Here is an 18,106-nt window from a genome sequence, read left to right as displayed (position 1 = left end):
TGTGGGAGGGGGCTTGCTCCCGAAAGCGGCGGGTCAGTAGTGAATGTAGCGACTGACGGCCTGTATTCGGGAGCAAGCCCCCTCCCACATTTTTAACTGAGTTCGGCTCGAAATCGGCTAATACAAAAAAAGGGCGGCACCCTCACAGGTGCCGCCCTTTTTGTCGCCGCCGTTTTTAGAGCTTGGCGGCCAACAGCGCTTCGAGTTTTTCCTGGTCGCGGGCGAACTGACGAATGCCCTCGGCCAGTTTCTCGGTAGCCATCGCATCTTCGTTGGATTCCCAACGGAACTGCGCTTCGGTCAGGTGCACACGCGCCTCACCGGCATGGCCTGGCGCCAACTTGCGCTCGAGCTTGCCATTGTCGGCAGCCAGTTTTTCCAGCAAGTCCGGGCTGATGGTCAGGCGGTCGCAACCGGCCAGCTCTTCGATCTGGCTCAGGTTACGGAAGCTCGCACCCATTACCACAGTCTTGTAGCCATTGGCCTTGTAGTAGTTGTAGATGCGCGTCACCGACTGCACGCCCGGATCGTCGGAACCGGTGTAGTCGTTGCCGTTGGCCTTCTTGTACCAGTCGTAGATCCGGCCCACGAATGGCGAAATCAGGAACACACCGGCTTCAGCGCAAGCCACGGCCTGGGCGAAGGAGAACAGCAGCGTCAGGTTGGTCTGGATGCCTTCCTTTTCCAGCTGCTCGGCAGCGCGGATGCCTTCCCAGGTGGAAGCGATCTTGATCAGCACGCGGTCGCGGCCAACGCCGGCCTTGTCGTACAGGTCGATCAGACGATGCGCGCGCTTGAGTACGGCGTCAGTGTCGAACGACAGGCGGGCATCCACCTCGGTGGAAATGCGGCCGGGTACCACTTTCAGGATTTCCTGGCCGACGGCTACCGCAAAACGGTCGCTCGCCAGGCCTACGTCGCCGTTGCAGTCGGCAACAGCCTCGTCCAGCAGCTTGGCATAGCCTGGGATCGACGCGGCCTTGAGCAGCAGGGAAGGGTTAGTAGTGGCATCTTGCGGCTTGAGCTTGGCGAGGGTAGAAAAATCGCCGGTATCGGCTACTACAGTGGTGAATTGCTTGAGTTGTTCCAGCTTGGAAGTCATGGGCGTGCTCTGTCCTGTGGGTCTGATGACATTACCCGAGCGCTGACAGCCGCTCAAGGGCGCAAATGCATTCGATCGTTTGCGAGGGCAACAACCTGAAAACAGCCGTTTGAATCACCGGCCAATGCTGAATAGGAGGCCAAAACAGCCGGCAGGTTCAACCCAACTGCCCGATGACCACCCGATCAAACGGTGAGAGCAGCCTTCCCTCGGCAGCCACCCCCATCTTCCTGACATCCCCCCTCCAAATGTGGGAGCGGGCTTGCTCGCGAAGGCGTCGTGTCAGCCGCCAAATAAACCCACTGACACCCAAATCACCGCCCCTCCAACAACTCCCCAGCCTTATCCAGCAACGCCAGCGGATCACTGGCCTTATGAATATCCACCGACAACAGCTGCCGAAACTTCCGCGCCCCCGGGAAACCCGTCCCCAGCCCCAGCACGTGGCGCGTGATGTGATGCATCGAGCCGCCTGTTGCCAGGTGTTCGGCTATATAAGGACGCAACTGCGCCAACGCCTCGGCGCGGGTGATCACAGGTGCCGTGCTGCCAAACAGCTGCTGATCCACCTCGGCCAACAGATACGGATTGTGATAAGCCTCGCGGCCCAGCATCACACCGTCGAACGTCTGTAGATGTTCCTGGCACTGTTCGAGGGTCTTGATGCCGCCGTTGAGAATGATCTCCAGTTCAGGGAAATCCTGCTTCAACTGGGCGGCAACGTCGTAGCGCAAGGGCGGGATATCCCGATTTTCCTTGGGTGACAGCCCTTCCAGAATGGCGATTCGCGCATGCACGGTAAAACTGGTGCAGCCCGCGTCCTTCACCTGGCCAACGAAATCGCACAGCTCGGCGTAACTGTCCCGGCCGTTGATGCCGATGCGGTGCTTAACCGTTACCGGGATCGAGACGGCGTCCTGCATCGCCTTTACACAATCCGCCACCAACGCAGGGTGGGCCATCAGGATCGCGCCGATCATGTTGTTTTGCACCCGGTCGCTTGGGCAGCCGACATTGAGGTTCACTTCGTCGTAACCGGCGTCCTGGGCCATGCGCGCGCAGGCGGCCAGGTCGGCGGGGACGCTACCGCCCAACTGCAGGGCGAGTGGGTGCTCGGCCTCGTTATGTCGCAGGAAGCGTTCGTGGTCGCCGTGGAGGATTGCGCCGGTGGTGACCATCTCGGTGTAGAGGAGGGCGTTTTTGGAGAGAAGGCGCAGGAAGTACCTGCAGTGCCTGTCAGTCCAATCCATCATAGGTGCAACGCTAAAGCGCCGAGACAGTGCGGGGCTTGATTCTGCTGGGCTAAAGCTTTGTTTATCTAGCATTTTACTCAACGTGTTCTTGGCGTGTTTTAGGGCGTTTTCAGGCGTTTTTGAGGGCTCGGTGGTACGATGTACCACTTCAAAACTGACGCGTACCACTTTCGATATGGCGACTATCAGGGCAAGAAAACTGGCGGACGGGACTGTGAGCTACACGGCTCAAATCCGCATCAAACGCGACGGAGTGCAAGTCTACCAAGAGAGTCAGACCTTCGCCCGAAAACAGGCTGCCCAGGCATGGACGCGCAAGCGTGAATCGGAGCTGGACCAGCCTGGAGCGATCGAGCGTGCGAGCCGGCAGGGCGTCACCGTCAAAGAAATGATCGGCCAGTACCTGCTGGAAGTGGAAAAGGCCCGGCCGTTGGGTAAAACCAAGAAGGCCACGCTTGAGGCCATTGGCAAGATGGATATCGGCAAGCTCAACGATACCGATGTCACAACCCAATGCCTCGTCGACTTCGCCCTCTGGCGAATGAGCGGAGAGGGTGGCGGGGTTCAGCCACAAACCGCTGGCAACGACCTAGCGCACCTCGGCGCTGTCTTGGCGATCGCCAAAGATGCCTGGGGCTACCAGGTCGACCCTCTAGCCATGGGTGGCGCCCGTCGGGTGCTGCGCAAGTTGGGCTATAACCTCAAAAGCCGTGAGCGTGACCGCCGGCCGACTTTGGACGAGTTGGGAAAGGTGCTGGCGCACTTCCAGGCCATGCAGGGGCGGCGCCCAACCGTCATCAATATGCTCAAAGTCGCGGGCTTTGCCCTGTTCTCCACACGCCGATTGGATGAAATAACCCGTATCCAGTGGGCGGACGTCGACGAACCAGGTCAGCGAGTGTTGGTGCGTGACATGAAAAACCCCGGGCAGAAGATCGGCAATGATGTTTGGTGTTATCTGCCGGACGAAGCGTGGCAGATCCTCCAGTCAATGCCGAAGGCTGGCGACTACATATTCCCCTACAGCCCAGAGTCAATCTCCACATCCTGGGCGAGAGCCTGCAAGTTCCTAGAAATCGCGGATCTGCACTTTCATGACCTTCGCCATGAAGGCGTCAGCCGACTGTTTGAAATGGATTGGGATATCCCGCGTGTGGCGAGTGTCTCCGGCCACCGAGATTGGAATTCAATGAGGCGCTACACACACCTACGTGGCAAGGGTGATCGCTATGTGGGCTGGGAATGGCACGAAAGGATACTGAGGGCGCCCGTCCAACTGGGCGCCGCATCAGAGAAGCGGCTCAAACGGAGTGTTTAATCCCGTTGAGCTGGTTGTGCTCTTTAACAGCGGCCGCGCGTTGTAGATCGAGGTAGGCTGCCAGGTCGGTGAGGTGGATGCCCTTGGCCGACTTCTGGCTAGGTTCCAGGCGAGTGATCGGCAACTTGATCTGACCACTCATCACCTTGCGCTGGAACGTGTCTGGCGTCAGGTGCGTGAAGTAATCCCGGCAAACCAGCTCCAGCGAGATAATCGCTTGGCCCTCGTATTGGGCCATCAGGATAAACGCTGTGTTCATGATGTTCCCCTTACATCCGAAACGATTGATGAGTGAACCTCGGCTGGACCGTGAGTTCTGCAGGTTGTGCTCCGTCATCCTGGACCTCGCAAACAAACCGGTGTCGTTCCCGATTGGGCGCACTCAGGGCTGCGGTGAGGCCCGGTACAACATTGGTGCATCGTTCGTAGGCGTGAGGCCCGCTCCAGCTTTCAGCCCTCACCACCTGGCAATTCGTTCGTGTCGCATCCGCGCACATGTAAAGCAGAAGAAATACGGTCATACGCCAACCTCTTGCTGAGCCATGATCACTGCCCTCCCATGAGCATGCGTGTGAGCGCATTGGGCTGGCCTTCGGGCGTCAGCTTGTCGAGAGGTTGGGTGATGCTGCGACCGTTTGCAGCGCGCAAGGTGGCGACGTTGCCATCGATCCCTACCAGTACGCCTTTGCGAGCGGTGAGACGGTATTCCCGGCCACCGCCGCTCATTTCGACATAGGTGACCGTGTCGCCGATTGCCAGCGGGGTTGTGGTAGCCTCATCGGTGCCGCCTTTAGGTTGATTCACTTGCATGGTGCTTCTCCTTTTGGTGGTCGGTGTCGAGGGGTTGCAGCCCCTCGACACCACCTTCTTACTGGCTTTCGCCGGTTGGGTTTTGCTTCCGCACCAGGTGCAGCAGCAGGTTTTCAAACTCGACAACTTCATCTGTTGCTGACTGCCATTCCAGGACTGCCTGGATTTGCTCTCGGCTGCACTCCAGCACGAGAAGCTCCTGTTCCGTGGCACTACGGACTTCCAGAATCTCGACCAGGCCAGCGGCGCTGTATGCCTCGGCATGTACCAATTGGGTTGCTTCGCCGATCCACTCATGCAGTTCCTTCAAATGCTTAATCTGTTTCGTGGCACCGTTCGGTCCCTCGCCGGTGATGACTTGTATATGCATGGTGCTTCTCCTTTTGGGTGATTGGTATCGAGGGGTTGCAGCCCCTACGCGTCCTGGAATACCCAGCAGCGAATGGTTTTAGGTTTGTCGAAGGCGTCGAGCGACCGCGCCGAGTTGACGGGCCTGTTCGACTCCAGAAACTTGGGTGACTTGCTGGTTTTGAGCAGGCGCTTCAGATCGCTCAGCGGGGGAACCTGCTGCCGCTTGTTGGCAGCCATCTCCACGAACTCGTTGAGATTCACGGCGATAAGGCCATCGCGCCGCGCATGGTTGAGCGCGCCTTTCTCGTCCATGCCATTGAGGAAGTCGTACAGGTCCCAAAACTCACGCACGGTCGGGTGGTCGGCGTTGATTGCCTGCTGCCGCTCCAAGGCCATACGGCTGATTTCGGCGTGTGCGAGGGCTTTGCGACGCTCGCCGAGGGGAACGACCCCGGCGAGTGCATCCACCAGGCTGCGCAGTTGGGCGTGGTTTTTGGCTATACGCACGGTGCGCACGCCAGGCTGGGCCAGCAGCTCCTGCTCGTAGCCGGAGGTGTTTTCCTCCATCAGCCGCATGGTTTCGGCTTCACGTTGCAGCGCCTTGACCAGGAAGCCGCTGATGCTGTCCATCGGCATGCGCTCCAGTTGCTCGGCGTACTGCTTGGTTTCCGGGGTGTGGTGCTCGCGTGTCAGATGCACATGGCAGATACGCTGCAGGATCGGTTCCGAAGCGTTCACCGGGTTGTTCTGAGCGATCAGCAAGGCGGCGCGGAAGGGCGGTTCGTGGGTGTCGTTGCCGTTGTTTTTCACGCCGGTGGAGCGAACGCTGCGGCCGTTGTAGGCGGTTTTCAGTTCGTCCCAGTCGAAGTGCTTAACCGGCTGGCCTTCCTTCTGCTCGCGCTCGGACTCGATCAGCACCACCGGCAAGTTGCTGACCTGCGAGAAGTTACGCGCACGGCTTGCGGCAGTCGCTTTGGACGGGTCGAAGCCTTCGTAATCAGTACGCCCGACCGACTTCCACAGCAGTTCCACCAAGGTGGTCTTGCCTGAGCCGGCTTCACCCACCAGCTCCAAAAACATCAGTGACTTGTGAATCTGTCGGATTTGCTCCGCGTGCAATGCGCCCAGCCACCAGGCCAGCACCACCAGGCCCTGTACGCCAAAGCAGCGCCAGTAGATGTCGAACCAACCCTCGTTGTAGGCATTGAGGTCAGTATTGATGTGCAACACAGGCGACTGGCTCTGCGACTTGATGCTCAGCTTGCCGAGGTCAAAAAAGTCTTCCTTGTTGCGCACCTGAACCTTGCCGCCGTGAAAGGCCAGGTCGTTGAAGACATAGGCACCATGGTCGCGGCTGTAGCCGATCCATTCGATGGTGTTGACGGTTTTCAGGCAGTCCAGCTGGGGCGCCAGAATTCGTTTCAGTTGTTGCGCACTGCCCTCAAACATCGCGCCGTTGGAGACGTTCAGCAGACGATTCGCGAACTCAGGTGCTGACGTGAGTTGCTTGGCCGTGAACGTGCTTTTGATGGCCGGCCCCTGCGGGCGCTCGATACGGAAGTAATACCAGGCTTCATCTGTCAGGTCGTTGCGCATGTAATACAGCGCCTGGAAATTGCAGTTGGCGATGCTGGTCACTGATCCGGATTGGCGCAGGGCCTTGTAGCGCTTTTGTTCGTCGTTGAGCAGCTGGTCCTCATGCCGTTCTGAACTCTCCAGATCGGTCATCGCGCGGTCGTACCGCTCAAGGTCCAATCGAAACCAGTACAGACGCTTGCGGAAGGTGAAGTCGAATTCCTTGCGCTCGTCACGCAGGTACATGAGAAAACCCTTTTCCTCTGCCGAGTCAGCCAGCAGCAAATCTCCGTGGTGACGGGCTTCGTCCAGATCCTGCTCAATCCGCTCGGCGCGCTGGTCATCGCCCTCGATCGGCTTCCACCGTAGGTGCAGGTCGTTCCAATCAACCTTTTTGCCATTTGGCTGCGGAATAACCGCCGCCTTGCAGGTGAAGCCCAGGTCGCGTGCTTCCTTCGCCCAGCGGCGCATGTTGGCCTTGGCGACGGGTTCGTTATCCAATGCCCACACCAGTACCGGCAGGCGCCTGTCGGCGTCGTGGCGCAGCTTGGCCAGAGCCTTGAGTGAGTCGATGGGGCAGGGCGCGCTGGACATCATCGACACGGCTGGCACGTCGTTGTGCACCAGTGCAATGGAGTCGAAAATTCCCTCGACTATGAACAGCTCGTCGACTTCCAGCAGGTCGACGCTCGGCGGGCACCACCAGACGCCTTTGTAACCGGGCGATCCTTCGCCAGTAGGGCGGAAGCGCGCTTTCATCTTGCCGAAGCGATCTGGCCGATCGATCAGCCGTTCCCAGTACCCACCTTTTTCCAGGGCGAAACGTACCGTGGCGCTGCCGAAGTTCTGCCGGCCATCCCAATAGTTGTCCTGGGTGAACCAACCGGCGATCAATTCAAATTTGAAGCCCCGCGCAAACTCCAAATAGGCGCGCGCCGTGGCAAGCGGGTTGTCAGGTGTCGACGGGGCGGTCTTGCTCCAGTCGTTGAATAAGTCGTCGTAAATGTCCTTCACGTGGACGCGGTGGTCGCACTTTTCCGGCCGTCCGCAGATCAGTGTCCAGGGCGAGTCGTAGAAGGTGTATAGGGTCTTCTGGCCGCAGGCAGGGCAAACGCCCTTACGCATATAGTCGGTGCCGCGCATGTGCTTGAGCTGGTAATCCCGCTCAATGCGTTGGATGACGTCGGCGCGCAGCCTTTCTTTCATTTCCATCGTGGCTTACTTCGCTTCGTCGAGACTGTGTTTAAGGGCGCCCATCAGGCTTTTTCTTGCTGCCAACCCGGGGAAGGCCACCAGCAATGAGCCGTGCCGCAAACCCTCGGGGATCATGCGAAACCGATCGTCATACCAGTGCTCGTTGAGCAGTGCCGAGTACTGCACGCGCAGGTCCTGGAGCAGGGCCTCTGCCTGGTCACGGGGCAGTTTTGCGGTGATGGCGATGTCGATTTCCATGGTCCACCTCGGATTGCGGGCAAAGCTCACCCAAACCCATTGGAAACGGGGGCGGGCGGGGTTAGTCGGGGGTTACGGTGTTACGAGGCGCAGTCGGCGGTTTTCCGGTGCGTTGATGATGCGTTGGTAGATCAGGCTGACCGGCACGGCCCAGGTCATACCGCTGGCCGGGTCCGTGATGACAGCCACGGCACCGGAGCTTGCATCGACGTCCAACTGGTGGCGGTCGTTGTTGGATTTGAGTTCACCGTAGGCGCGGCTGATCAGTTTTTCAGCCATGTGTAAAGGCACTTCCAGGCTGCCCACCAAGTGCTGCACCGCGCGGCAGAAAAGCAATTGGTCGTTGCCGAGGTACTCGGCCTGGTGACGTTGCAAGAAGGACAGGCCAGCGGTTTGCATGGTCGCCTGGTATTCCTGGTAATCGGTATCGGTAGCAGTATTCATCACGCACCCTCCATTTCCATTTGGTCCAGCAGATCGGGTTGATCATTAGCGGTCTTCATTGCCTGGCGACGAATGACCACATCTGCAACCGGGAGGCGCACAGCCGGGTTAGGCATGCCGCTGGGGCTAAGCTCGTGGGTCATTTGAAATTCAGCACGCACCGCCCAGCCGCACGCTTCGTTGGTGCATTGCATATAGGTGATGCGCAGGAAAATGTGTTGGCCTTCGCTGGTGCGGATGCGCATGCGGCTATGGCAATGGGGGCAAACCAGCTTGTAAGTGCTCACTGTACGGTTCCTTTCGTGTGCAACAGGATCGTGGCAAGTACTTCCGAGTGGCGGGCCGACATGTACCGGTTATGAGCAGCAAGGATCGCCTCGGCTTCATCCGGTTCAATGACACCATCGTCAAGCGCCTTGGCTATGATCTGGTCGACCACGCCGCGCTTGGCAGCAGCGTTTACCGAGCGGTTGTAGAGATCGATGTTGTCCAGAGTCTCTGGCTTGGCCAGGGGGACAAACATACCGCCGTACAGTGCGGCGATGTATTCCGGGAGGTGTGTGGTGCCCGCGTCCTGCTCCAGGCAGTGAATCTGCTCGTCGGTCAAAGGCCGGCTGCCGGCATTTTCGTAGATGTGGTTGTCGAACTTCTTGAGTTCGTACCCCAGGCGCGCAGCTGCGCACTCGCGGCCACCTTTGTAATCGTTGATCACCGCGCTCATTACCTGGCGCTTTGTTGCTAGAACTGGGCGTTTCATCTTCTGGTTTCCCCTTGGAGCCAGAGGCCCTAGTTTGTAATCACGCCGTCTTTGATTCCGAGCAGAACGGCCGCGCGGTGAGCCTCACCACGCAAACACTTCTTCTGTCCGTTCAAAACCGCGTAGACCGTCGAAGGGTTGAATTCATTTTTTTCAGCCCAGTCTTTGGCGGAGATCCCGAGACGTGCGAGACGATCACGGGCCTCTTGGCATGCTTGCTCGATGGGGGATGCGTTCGGCATAGTCTCGTTTCGTGTGGTTTCGTGTGATGACAGGCGAAGTATTTCCCATGTTTGTGGGATCGTCAAGCCTTGATGGAGACAAATGTGGGTATTGGTGACCGTCTCAAAGAGGAACGGGAGCGCCTGGGGTTCAGTCAGACTGAATTTGCGGCAGTTGCTGGGGCTTCGAAAAACAGTCAGTACAACTACGAAAAAGGTGATCGAAGCCCTGACGCGGACTACCTTGCGGCTGTTGCAGAAAGAGGCGTCGATATTCTTTACGTGGTAACTGGCGAGCGTAAGCGTCAAGCAGCCGAGAGCATTAGCGACGGTGCATCGGAATTTCTCCAGGTCTACGAGCAAGTGGATCCTGGTGACCGGCAGGTACTCCTGCGCATGGCTTCGGCATTCGCCAATGCAGCGGACTCAACCGGAAAAAAACCAGCATCTGAGAAGTAGCAGTAGATACCCGGTAATCGGGTGCAGTACGCCGACCAAGAAGGTCGGCTTTTTCATGGAAGTTCAAAGGAGAAAGGAATGGCTTTGAAGCCTTGTAAATCCTGTAGGCACACAGTGGACGCCACAGCAAAAGTCTGCCCCAGCTGTGGCGTTAAAAAACCCGGCGTAACGTTAGGGCGCGAGGTATTTGGGGTTGTAATCATGCTCGCTGTCATTGCTGGCGCGTTTTTATTGTTTTCGGGCGGAAGCGATACCAAGCCCGCGGAAAAGGCCACACAGCAGGCTGCACCAATTGCCGCTGTGTCGCAGTCCTACTCAATCACAGAGGACGATTTCCGAGAAGGTAGGCCTCGCAAAGTAGAAGTCATTTTGCCTAAGCGGTTAAACGACGCAGATTTGGCGGAAGTGGCAAAAACCATTCGTGCCGATTCCAAATTCACGGCCGACAAAACCTTCATAGGATTTCGTGTCGAAGGGCAAACCGACAGCGCTTTCTGGGCCATCGCCAACTTTGACCCCGACTACAGGGCCTCGCTGATCGGCCTGAGCGTAAAGGATTATCAAGCTCTGAAAGCGCTGGACCTCAAGGCATACCCGAACAGGATCGGTAGCTGGTTGCAGGACGGCGTGTTGGGTCATGTGATGGTGTTGTACAAGCAAAACGACAAGTATTTGCTCGACTCTGTTTTTGCCAGCGGTGGGAAAAATACCGAGCATTACGAAGTAAAAAAACTACCTGATGGCGGGCTGCGTCTGGACGATCCCGAGGCCGGTTTTAATGAGCATTACGTTGTTGATGTCAAGGGCAATTTGCAAGGCTGGGGGGAGAACGGCGTGTACATGACGCTGCCCCCGTTTGAGCCAGCACAGTGACGTAATAACACACATAATTTTTTGCTTGCCGTCCGATGACACAGCAGAACGTGATGGAAATTGGCTGTTCCCCGGGAGACTTTAACGGCGCCATGTAGGTGCCGAGTTCCCGTTGCGTGTGAAAGGAGTATTCGCATGATGGAGAACAGTGGTGTGTCGGAAAGCCAAGTGTCAGTCGTAGATGCGAACTGCCTTAGCGATCAGGAAGTGAAGTTGCTAGCAATGTTTCGGGCCATCAGTGCCCAGCGGCAACAAGATGTGCTGCGACTGTTGGAGGTTTTTACGGTCGCACCTGAGTAGTAATCGTGCTGACCCCGGACATGTTCCGGGGTTTATGCTGTCTTCTCGGCCTGAGCTTTTTTCCACTCGCGATCTACCGCTCGTTTAGCCGTCGCCTCAGTGGCGTACAGCCACCGTAACCGCCTTGGCTTCGATTGCTCACCCGCAGTAATCGTTTTTTCTTCCCCTGTTTTCTGGTCGCGGTAGTACGCGATGATCCCCGTGAAATCACCCTTGTCCTCTTCCGCCAGATCCTCAACGTTATCTTCCGGCAGCTTGCTTTCCAGCTCCAGGCTCACCGTGTATCCACCGTCTGCGCTCAGGCTGTGCTGCACGTTGCCGCCATGCCAGATGATCTCGTCTATTTCCTCCTTTACGCCCTGGAGCGTGTACGTCAACTCGGGGATCAGGTCGGGCCGGCCCACGGCCAAGTTGTAGCTGAGCGTGGCGCTGCCTCGTTGCAGTCGCCGGAATTCCGCCCGGGCAGCACGCAGGGCCGACTGCTGGTCGCTGTACGTGTGTCGCAGATCCTTGAGATTTTCACCGCCGCCGGCAATAGCCTCCTGTTTTTTGGCACTGTTCACGTCGTAGTAATAGGCGCGCACGCCGTCGTAGCTGTCGCGGTCGGCTTGTAGGTAGCGGTGTTGGTCACCGTCGGCGCGGGTGAGGGTGATGTGCGGCAGGTCCAGGCCGCTGGCCGTCTTGCCGCCACCCGCCGGCAGGCACAGTAGGCAACCTGCTTTCACGCTGGCCACCGCGTCGAACTCCTCGCCCAGGCGGCTGATCAGGTTGGCGTCGGACTCGTTGGCCTGGTCGAGCTGCAGGATGGGCAACCCGTCGAGGGCGCCTGCGATGGTCGCGGTCAGACCGTTGCCGATGGCGATATCGCCCAAGACGTCGCCGAGGGTGGTGTTGCTCCAGCTGCGTTCGCGTTTGGTTTTCAGGCCTTTGCGCAGATCTGCCGATCGAGCTCGGATGCTGAGTACGTCGGGCGCTCCGCTGTGTTCGGTTTCGTCGACGGTGTAGGTGCCTTTGTCCACCAGGCCTGTGTCGCTCCAGCCCAGCCACAAGCGCAACACTGCGCCCTTGGGTGGGATCGCCAGCAGGCCGTCGTGGTCGCTGAGGGTGATGCTGAGTTGGTCGGCCTCGACGCCGCGATTGTCAGTCAGCTCCAGGCCCATCAGGCGAGGGCTGATCAGTTGGGCGATATCCAGACCGTCGACGGTGAGCCGGAATGCGGGCACGGGATACGCCGCGTCACGGACGTAACGCTCGGCGGTACTGCGCACGTAGCCGGTGACCTTGGAGATTACCGACTCGATCACAGCAGACCTCGCAGGATGTTGACGCCAATGCTGGTACCGGCGCCGAGAAGATCAATGCGGTCATCGTCGGTGCGCTTGAGGCTCAAGGTAAATTCAATACGCCGAGGCTCGCCATTGCTGAAAAAGATGGTCTTGGTCTCGCTCATATTTTCGATCACCCATAGGCCGTATATCCGGCCGCTGCCTTCGACCATGGGCCATGCCTTGCCAGTGTTCGCCATCAAGCGCAGGGCGTCGAGGCTGAGGGCGCTGCCGGCCAACTCCGGGAGGATTATGCCGGGGAGAGTGATTGCATCATCGCCACGGCCAACAAATTGCCGTGCGGGAGCTGCACCGACCCGGTTGTTGCTGGCATGGCGCCAATCGGTTTGGCGTTGCAGCTCTTGGTAGGCGGCGGTTCTAAGGCTGAACACGAACATGCCGAGGGCGAGCATCATGGTGGTTATTCCAGGTCAGAAAGTTTGCTGCGCTGACGCGCCTTCTTTTCGTTTTCGATGCGGGCCAACATAGCGCGCACGCTCTTTTCCAGGCTTTGCAGGTCTGTACCAGGCCCAGCGGTGATGGAGAATTCGTATGTGTCGTGGCTATCGTAAACGGCTGCTGCTGGCGCACTGCTGATGGGCGCAGCGTTGTCCACCGCAAACGCTGGAATGGCTGTGGCGCCCAAGGCCAGTGTTCCGACGGTGGTCAGCTGTTTGCTCATGCTGGTCACTGCATCAAGCGGGCCTTTCTGTCCACTCTCCATGCCCTTCGTGAGGCGGGGAATGGTGAAACCGCTAAGGTCGAAGGGCCCGGCGGCGATCAGTTGTTTGCTCATGCTGGTCAGGGCGTCCATCGGGCCCTTCTGTCCGCCTTCTAGGCCCTGGGTCAGCCCCGCCATGGTGAACCCGCCCAGCTCCGCAAACACCCGGGAAGGGCTGTGGATGCCGAGCTTTTCCTTGAACCAACCGATGCTGGCATCGCCGATCGATCCGATGGCGTCTTTGACGGCGCCGATTCCAGAGGTCAGGCCATTGATCAATCCGTTGATGATCATGCCGCCGAACTCAGTGAATTTCCCCGGCAGCTCCACGCCGAAGTAACTCATAACCCCGGAGAAGGCCTGGTAGAACAAGCCGAGCGGGCTGAAGTTAGCAATCATTTGAAGGATGCCAGACAGGCCTTGATCAAAGCTGGTCTTAATACTTGCCCACAGATTGGTGGCGCCCGTAGCGAGTGAAACGATGCTCTGCACAAGCGTGGCGATCATGTTGCCGATGGCCGCCCCGAACCGTTGCCCCATTGACTGAGCGGCGCCGCCTACGTCCTCGACTGGCTTCAGCAGGTCACTGAACCACCCAATCAACCCGCTGATGCCGTTGGATATCATGTTGAACAGAGGCTGTGCGATGCTGCCGAGCAGCCTTAACGCAGTGCCTACACCCGGTATTGCATAGGCGGCTTTCGCCAAATTGCCCAGTAGTTCGCCGAACTTACTGAAACCGGTGAGCACTGGTTGCAGTGCAGCGGAAAGCCCCTGCCAAAAGCCCATGAAGAAACCCTTTATCGGTTTCCAGTATTTGTAAACAAGGAACCCGGCAGCGACTAGTCCTGCAATTGCTGCCATCAACCAGCCTATGGGTGTGGCCAGGATCGCTGTGCCGACTGAGCTGATAGCACTGATCAGTGTGGTGGCGAATAACCTGGCTGCTTGCACCAGCATTGGGAACGCGTTACGAGCCAAGCCCGTCAGCGTTGGTAGCAGTTTGCCGAGCATCTTGGTGACGACGCCACCCTGTAGACCGAACATTGTCATACCGTAGCGGAGCACGGCGAACGGTCCCAGCATGCTTGCCATGGTCAATGCTAGAGCACCGAACACGAACGCAAGTGCGGTAATCGCGCCGACCACCTTGACCAAACCACCGGCCAATTTTGGATTCTCTCTGGCCCATGTGCCTACGCTGTTTGCGACTTCTCCCAGGGTGTTGATCAGGCTCTTGAGTTCTGGCGCTACGGCCGCGCCAAACTCTGCCATGGCGTTGGTAAAGCTGCCCTCGGCAGCCTCCATGACGTTGGTTAGCGTGCTGAGTTGCTCGTTGACGCGGGTTCGCAGGTCGGCCTGGGTTTGCAGCTTCTGCTGGACTTCCTGATAGCCGGCCAACCCCTTGTTCATCATTGTGTTCAGGGTTGTCATAGTTTCCGCGTCATCACCAAAAAGCTTGCTGATGACGGCGGTGCGGTCGGTATCGTTCAGCACTTTCAGCTTTTCGACCTGTGCGTACAGATTTTCAAGCCCCGCAAAGTTTCCTTGGTCATCAGTGAACTTAAGCGACACGCCTTTGTTTGAAGCGGCTGCGAGCTTATTAGCGCTGTCGACTTTGCTTTGATTTAGCCCTGCCTGGAAAATTTTCCGGAAGGCGTTGCCTGCTGAACCACCTTCCATCCCTGCCTGGTCCATCATGATTAACAGCGGCGCCAGTTCCTTGGCTGCGTCGATCCCAGATTTCTTGATGGTATCCATGACCGGAGCGATCTTGCTGAACCCCTGGAGCATGTTGTCTGGATCAACGCCGGCATAAAACCCACGCTGAATGGTGTCCATCAGCCCCATCATGTCCTTTTCTGAGGTGCGGGTAGCATCCTGCATTTTGGCAGCGAATTCGGCCGCAGCGGTGACTGGCATCTTCAGTTGAACGCCCAAGTACGCTGCCGCTTCGCCGGTACCTCCGAGTATGCTTTGCGCGCTCAGACCTTGGCGTCTGAGCATGGTCATCATGTTCTGGAAGTCGGCTGTCGTACCTGGCAAACGGTCGCCCAATTTAGTGGCCAGGTCGGTGATTTTCTGGAAGTCCTCCGAGACCTTCCCAGTGTCATCCATCATCGACACCTTGAGCTGCGTAGCGGAATCCTCGTTGGGTGCGAATGAATTAACTACTGCAGCAAGGGGCCGGCTCGCTGCATAGCCCACGCCCAGGCCAGCGGCCCCACCCATGGCGAGTCGTCCTGCAGTTTGCTGACTACGGCGAAGACGTTCGCTCGCCTGCGCGCTAGCGCGTTGACGTCGTGTCAGTTCTTGAAGCCGTCGCTGTTGCTCTGCAATCTCAGCATTCGCCCGAGCCATATCAGCGCGTAACTGTGCGCTGTGCTGCCCAAGATTACGCGTGCTGATCCCGGCGGCCTGAAGGCTCTGACGCATTGTTTGAAGTTGACGGGTCTGGGCGGTCTCCTGGTCTTTCAGTCGTTGAAGAGCAGCGCGTGCACGGTCAAAGTCCCTCTGCATGGCGCGGGTTGGATTTTGCGTTTGGGACAGTGCGCGCCCCAGTTCCTGGGTGCGCTGTTGAGCCGCTTGCAGTTCGGTTCGGGTCGAACTCAGCCCCTGCTTCAGTTCGCGGAAACCGTTGATTTGTTTCTGCGACTCGTTGAGACCTTTCAGCCGGTCCCTGGCTGCCTTGAGCGCCTGCGCAGCTACGGTGGATTGCCGTTGAATGCTGCGCAGTGGGGCTGTGACGCGATCAATGGCGTTCAGAATCAGCTGTAGCCGCAGATCATTTGCCATCGGTGGAACTCCGCACCCTGGCGCGCTCGCGCCAGTCCATCAGTTCTTGCAGACCCAACTGATCCATGTCAACTGGTGCCCAGTGAAAAACCACGGCCAGGTCGGCCATGGCGTCCTCTACGCAACGAGGGATGCGTCCGTCTTCATCGATTTCTGTAGCAAAAAACCGGACACCTTGGTGCCGAGCGCGAAAAGGTCGGCGGGGTCCATCGAGTTGACTTCAATGGGGGTTAGGGTTGGGCTGCTGATGCGCGGCACTACCTTGACCAAGCTGTTGACGTCCATTTGCAGCAGCTCTGCCAGGCTCACACCGCGCAGCTCGCCCGAGTTGGGCTTGCGCAGGGTGATGCTGTCGATGACGGTGGCGCCACGGCGAATTGGGGTATCGAGCACGACGGTGTTGTCGTCGGCCAAAGGTTGAACGTCAGGTTGTTCGGTAGCTGCGGTTTTCATGGGTAAAGCTCCTTGTGATGGGCAAGCGTTTTATGTCGTGGGTGGGCTATCAGAAGCCCAGGGCTTTGCGCTGTTTCTCTAGCATGTCGACCCCATCGACCTTCTCGATGAAGTTGAGCAGATCAATTTCGATGATCTCTTCGTTGTCGACGGTCAACTTGTAATAGGTGCAGGTGGTGGTCATCGAATGCTCGGTGTCTTCGCCAGGCTGGGCGTCACCCATTTCGATGGTCTCGTGGCGGCCGCGGACAACGACTTCGACGGCGCTCACTTCGCCCGTGTCGTCCTGCTCAAAGGCGCCGGTAAAACGCAGGGCCACGCCCGATGCGTTGACCATGGCGAACTGTTTCAGGCTGATCAAATCCAGGCCGCCAGTCTTCCATTCGAACTGGATACCGTCGTCGGAGAAACCCAGGTCAGCCTTGACCGGGCCGTTCATGCCGCCGCCGCGATAGGCTTCCATCTTGCGGCCGAGGGCGGGCAGGGTGACGGACTTGACCACACCCCTATAGATGTTGGCGTCGTTGAACAACATGAGGTTCTTGAGTTTGCGTGGCATAGCCATGGCAGTGTTCTCCGGGTGTTTGGCTGGGGGTTAACTCCCCTTGCGGGGAGACCCGGTTTAGCTGTTGATCTGGCTGGCAAACTGCATCAGGTAGCTGTCGGTGATGCGCTGGCGAAGGGTGAGGTCTTCCAGGGGAGGCACTGGCGTGTAGTCGTAATCGATCGTCAACTTGCCGGCCTTGAGGGTGTCTTTGTCGTTGATGTCTTCCGGGTACCAGCAGCTGCCGCCGATCAGGTAGCCCTGGGCAACCATCTCGCGGAACTTGGCGTTGATGCCTTCGATGATGTCCCGCACCAGGGACGCGTGCATGGGCTTGTCCACGGCCCACATGTGCGCCTCGGCCATGGTGTCGGCGAGGATCTGCGCGGTACGGGTGTAGTTTTCGAAGGCGAACAGCGGATCGTCGCTGCACGTACGGCTACCCCAGAAGCGGAAGCCTCCCTCGTTTATGAGGGTGGTGACCTCGTTGCTGTTGAGGTAGTTGGCGTCAGTGGCCGGGTTTTGCAGATCCCAGAACACGTCGGCGCTGATGCCGGTCACGCCGTTGACGGCAACGTTGGAGAGGGTCTTGTGCCAGCCGGTTTCCTGATCGATCTTCGCGCGCAGCCCCAGGGCGCGCGCCGTGGCGGCGGCGGTGACAGTCTTGCTGGTGACGGTGTTCCAACTGAGGAAGTCCGGCCAAATCACCATGACTTCACGGGCGCCGAAGTTCTCGCGGTAGGCGACCACCTCTTCCTTGGTTTTGCAGTTCCAGGCGCTGACATATGCGAAGGCGCGTAGGTCTTGGGCAACCGATACCAGGGTGGTGGCCACCGGCAAACTGTCGAGGCCCGGTACACCGAGGATACGCGGCGTCATGCCCACGCGCGCCTTGGCGGCGAGCAGGGCTTTCATGCCGGTGTACTGGCCGTTGGCGTTGGTGGTGCCGATCAACGCGCTGGTGGTTGTGGCTTCGTCTGCGCCTTCCTTGACCCGCACTACGATGACATAGGGCTTGGTCTGGTCGCTGATGGCTTGCAGGCTGGTCGCCAGGGTGCCTTTGACGCCAGCTTTGCCGATGGCGGCTTGAACACTGGTCAGCAGTACTGGGGTGTCCAGCGGAAAAGCGAGCGGGTCTGCATCTTCAGCCGTGCAAACCAGGCCGATGACCGCAGTGGGGATAGTACGAATGGGGCGGGTGCCGTCGTTGAGTTCGATGACCCGCACGCCGTGGAGATAGTCTGAACCGGCCATGGGTGGTTGCCTGCGCTGTGATGGAATGACAGTGCACAGGCTGCCGCGCGCGCGCCGGTTGGGCGAGCATGTGAGCTTGTAACGGTGAGGGCTACAGG

General features: G+C 58.5%; 21 protein-coding genes. 3 read left to right on the top strand and 18 right to left on the bottom strand.

The features are described 5' to 3' along the window. Nucleotides 1–175: 175 nt before the first annotated feature. Nucleotides 176–1,102 (bottom strand): transaldolase, encoded by a 927-nt coding sequence (gene tal, locus JFU58_RS26750; RefSeq protein ID WP_063032233.1) that lies wholly within the window; start codon nt 1,100–1,102, stop codon nt 176–178. Between the two features lie 314 nt (nt 1,103–1,416). Continuing rightward, complete coding sequence (gene dusA, locus JFU58_RS26745) at nt 1,417–2,427, bottom strand: tRNA dihydrouridine(20/20a) synthase DusA (RefSeq protein ID WP_201142780.1); 1,011 nt, start codon at nt 2,425–2,427, stop codon at nt 1,417–1,419. Nucleotides 2,428–2,530: 103 nt separating this feature from the next. Here dusA and JFU58_RS26740 point away from each other — a divergent pair, with 103 nt between their 5' ends. Continuing rightward, complete coding sequence (locus JFU58_RS26740; protein WP_201142779.1) at nt 2,531–3,673, top strand: site-specific integrase; 1,143 nt, start codon at nt 2,531–2,533, stop codon at nt 3,671–3,673. On the opposite strand, the gene JFU58_RS26735 is transcribed toward JFU58_RS26740, so the two are convergent. The 9 genes from JFU58_RS26735 to JFU58_RS26695 form a co-directional block, all read right to left on the bottom strand. Continuing rightward, complete coding sequence (locus tag JFU58_RS26735; protein WP_201142778.1) at nt 3,657–3,932, bottom strand: pyocin activator PrtN family protein; 276 nt, start codon at nt 3,930–3,932, stop codon at nt 3,657–3,659. The genes JFU58_RS26740 and JFU58_RS26735 overlap by 17 nt on opposite strands. 287 nt (nt 3,933–4,219) lie before the next feature. Beyond that, complete coding sequence (locus JFU58_RS26730) at nt 4,220–4,483, bottom strand: hypothetical protein (protein WP_177026866.1); 264 nt, start codon at nt 4,481–4,483, stop codon at nt 4,220–4,222. Nucleotides 4,484–4,541: 58 nt separating this feature from the next. Then, nucleotides 4,542–4,853: a hypothetical protein gene (locus JFU58_RS26725; protein ID WP_201142777.1), complete on the bottom strand. Its 312-nt coding sequence runs from the start codon at nt 4,851–4,853 to the stop codon at nt 4,542–4,544. 44 nt (nt 4,854–4,897) lie between these two features. After that, nucleotides 4,898–7,615 carry a toprim domain-containing protein gene (locus JFU58_RS26720; RefSeq protein ID WP_201142776.1) on the bottom strand — a complete coding sequence of 906 codons (2,718 nt, stop codon included), beginning with the start codon at nt 7,613–7,615 and terminating at the stop codon, nt 4,898–4,900. A gap of 12 nt (nt 7,616–7,627) precedes the next feature. After that, on the bottom strand, nt 7,628–7,861 hold the full coding sequence (locus tag JFU58_RS26715) for a hypothetical protein (protein ID WP_177026863.1): 234 nt from the start codon (nt 7,859–7,861) through the stop codon (nt 7,628–7,630). A 72-nt stretch (nt 7,862–7,933) separates the two neighbouring features. After that, entirely contained in the window at nt 7,934–8,305 is a 372-nt protein-coding gene (locus JFU58_RS26710) for a hypothetical protein (RefSeq protein WP_201142775.1), read from the bottom strand. Then, nucleotides 8,305–8,592: an ogr/Delta-like zinc finger family protein gene (locus tag JFU58_RS26705; protein WP_010176319.1), complete on the bottom strand. Its 288-nt coding sequence runs from the start codon at nt 8,590–8,592 to the stop codon at nt 8,305–8,307. Before JFU58_RS26705 ends, JFU58_RS26710 begins: the two co-directional genes overlap by 1 nt. Next, complete coding sequence (locus JFU58_RS26700) at nt 8,589–9,062, bottom strand: YmfL family putative regulatory protein (RefSeq protein ID WP_201142774.1); 474 nt, start codon at nt 9,060–9,062, stop codon at nt 8,589–8,591. Before JFU58_RS26700 ends, JFU58_RS26705 begins: the two co-directional genes overlap by 4 nt. Nucleotides 9,063–9,091: 29 nt before the next feature. Beyond that, a complete protein-coding gene (locus JFU58_RS26695) occupies nt 9,092–9,304 on the bottom strand; it encodes a DNA-binding protein (protein WP_092231667.1) in 213 nt (70 codons plus the stop codon). Between the two features lie 84 nt (nt 9,305–9,388). On the opposite strand from JFU58_RS26695, the gene JFU58_RS26690 reads away from it, so the two are divergent. Further along, entirely contained in the window at nt 9,389–9,742 is a 354-nt protein-coding gene (locus tag JFU58_RS26690) for a helix-turn-helix domain-containing protein (RefSeq protein WP_201142773.1), read from the top strand. A gap of 78 nt (nt 9,743–9,820) precedes the next feature. Next, complete coding sequence (locus JFU58_RS26685; RefSeq protein WP_201142772.1) at nt 9,821–10,615, top strand: zinc ribbon domain-containing protein; 795 nt, start codon at nt 9,821–9,823, stop codon at nt 10,613–10,615. Between the two features lie 332 nt (nt 10,616–10,947). On the opposite strand, the gene JFU58_RS26680 is transcribed toward JFU58_RS26685, so the two are convergent. The 7 genes from JFU58_RS26680 to JFU58_RS26650 are packed head-to-tail and all read right to left on the bottom strand — an operon-like array spanning nt 10,948 to nt 18,008. After that, nucleotides 10,948–12,219 (bottom strand): contractile injection system protein, VgrG/Pvc8 family, encoded by a 1,272-nt coding sequence (locus tag JFU58_RS26680; RefSeq protein WP_201142771.1) that lies wholly within the window; start codon nt 12,217–12,219, stop codon nt 10,948–10,950. Next, nucleotides 12,216–12,656: a phage tail protein gene (locus tag JFU58_RS26675; protein ID WP_201142770.1), complete on the bottom strand. Its 441-nt coding sequence runs from the start codon at nt 12,654–12,656 to the stop codon at nt 12,216–12,218. The genes JFU58_RS26680 and JFU58_RS26675 overlap by 4 nt, the downstream gene beginning before the upstream one ends. Before the next feature lie 5 nt (nt 12,657–12,661). Next, nucleotides 12,662–15,757, bottom strand: a complete 3,096-nt coding sequence (locus JFU58_RS26670) for a phage tail tape measure protein (protein ID WP_201142769.1) — start codon at nt 15,755–15,757, stop codon at nt 12,662–12,664. Next, nucleotides 15,747–15,866 (bottom strand): GpE family phage tail protein, encoded by a 120-nt coding sequence (locus JFU58_RS26665; protein WP_201142768.1) that lies wholly within the window; start codon nt 15,864–15,866, stop codon nt 15,747–15,749. Before JFU58_RS26665 ends, JFU58_RS26670 begins: the two co-directional genes overlap by 11 nt. Nucleotides 15,867–15,874: 8 nt before the next feature. Continuing rightward, a complete protein-coding gene (locus tag JFU58_RS26660) occupies nt 15,875–16,210 on the bottom strand; it encodes a phage tail assembly protein (protein WP_201142767.1) in 336 nt (111 codons plus the stop codon). 49 nt (nt 16,211–16,259) lie between these two features. Next, nucleotides 16,260–16,775: a phage major tail tube protein gene (locus JFU58_RS26655; RefSeq protein WP_201142766.1), complete on the bottom strand. Its 516-nt coding sequence runs from the start codon at nt 16,773–16,775 to the stop codon at nt 16,260–16,262. A 57-nt stretch (nt 16,776–16,832) separates the two neighbouring features. Continuing rightward, nucleotides 16,833–18,008 carry a phage tail sheath protein gene (locus tag JFU58_RS26650; RefSeq protein ID WP_201142765.1) on the bottom strand — a complete coding sequence of 392 codons (1,176 nt, stop codon included), beginning with the start codon at nt 18,006–18,008 and terminating at the stop codon, nt 16,833–16,835. Between the last annotated feature and the right edge of the window lie 98 nt (nt 18,009–18,106).

It is taken from the genome of Pseudomonas sp. TH34 (assembly GCF_016650865.1).
Classification (GTDB): domain Bacteria; phylum Pseudomonadota; class Gammaproteobacteria; order Pseudomonadales; family Pseudomonadaceae; genus Aquipseudomonas; species Aquipseudomonas yamanorum.
This window is presented reverse-complemented; position numbering and strand designations above follow the sequence as displayed.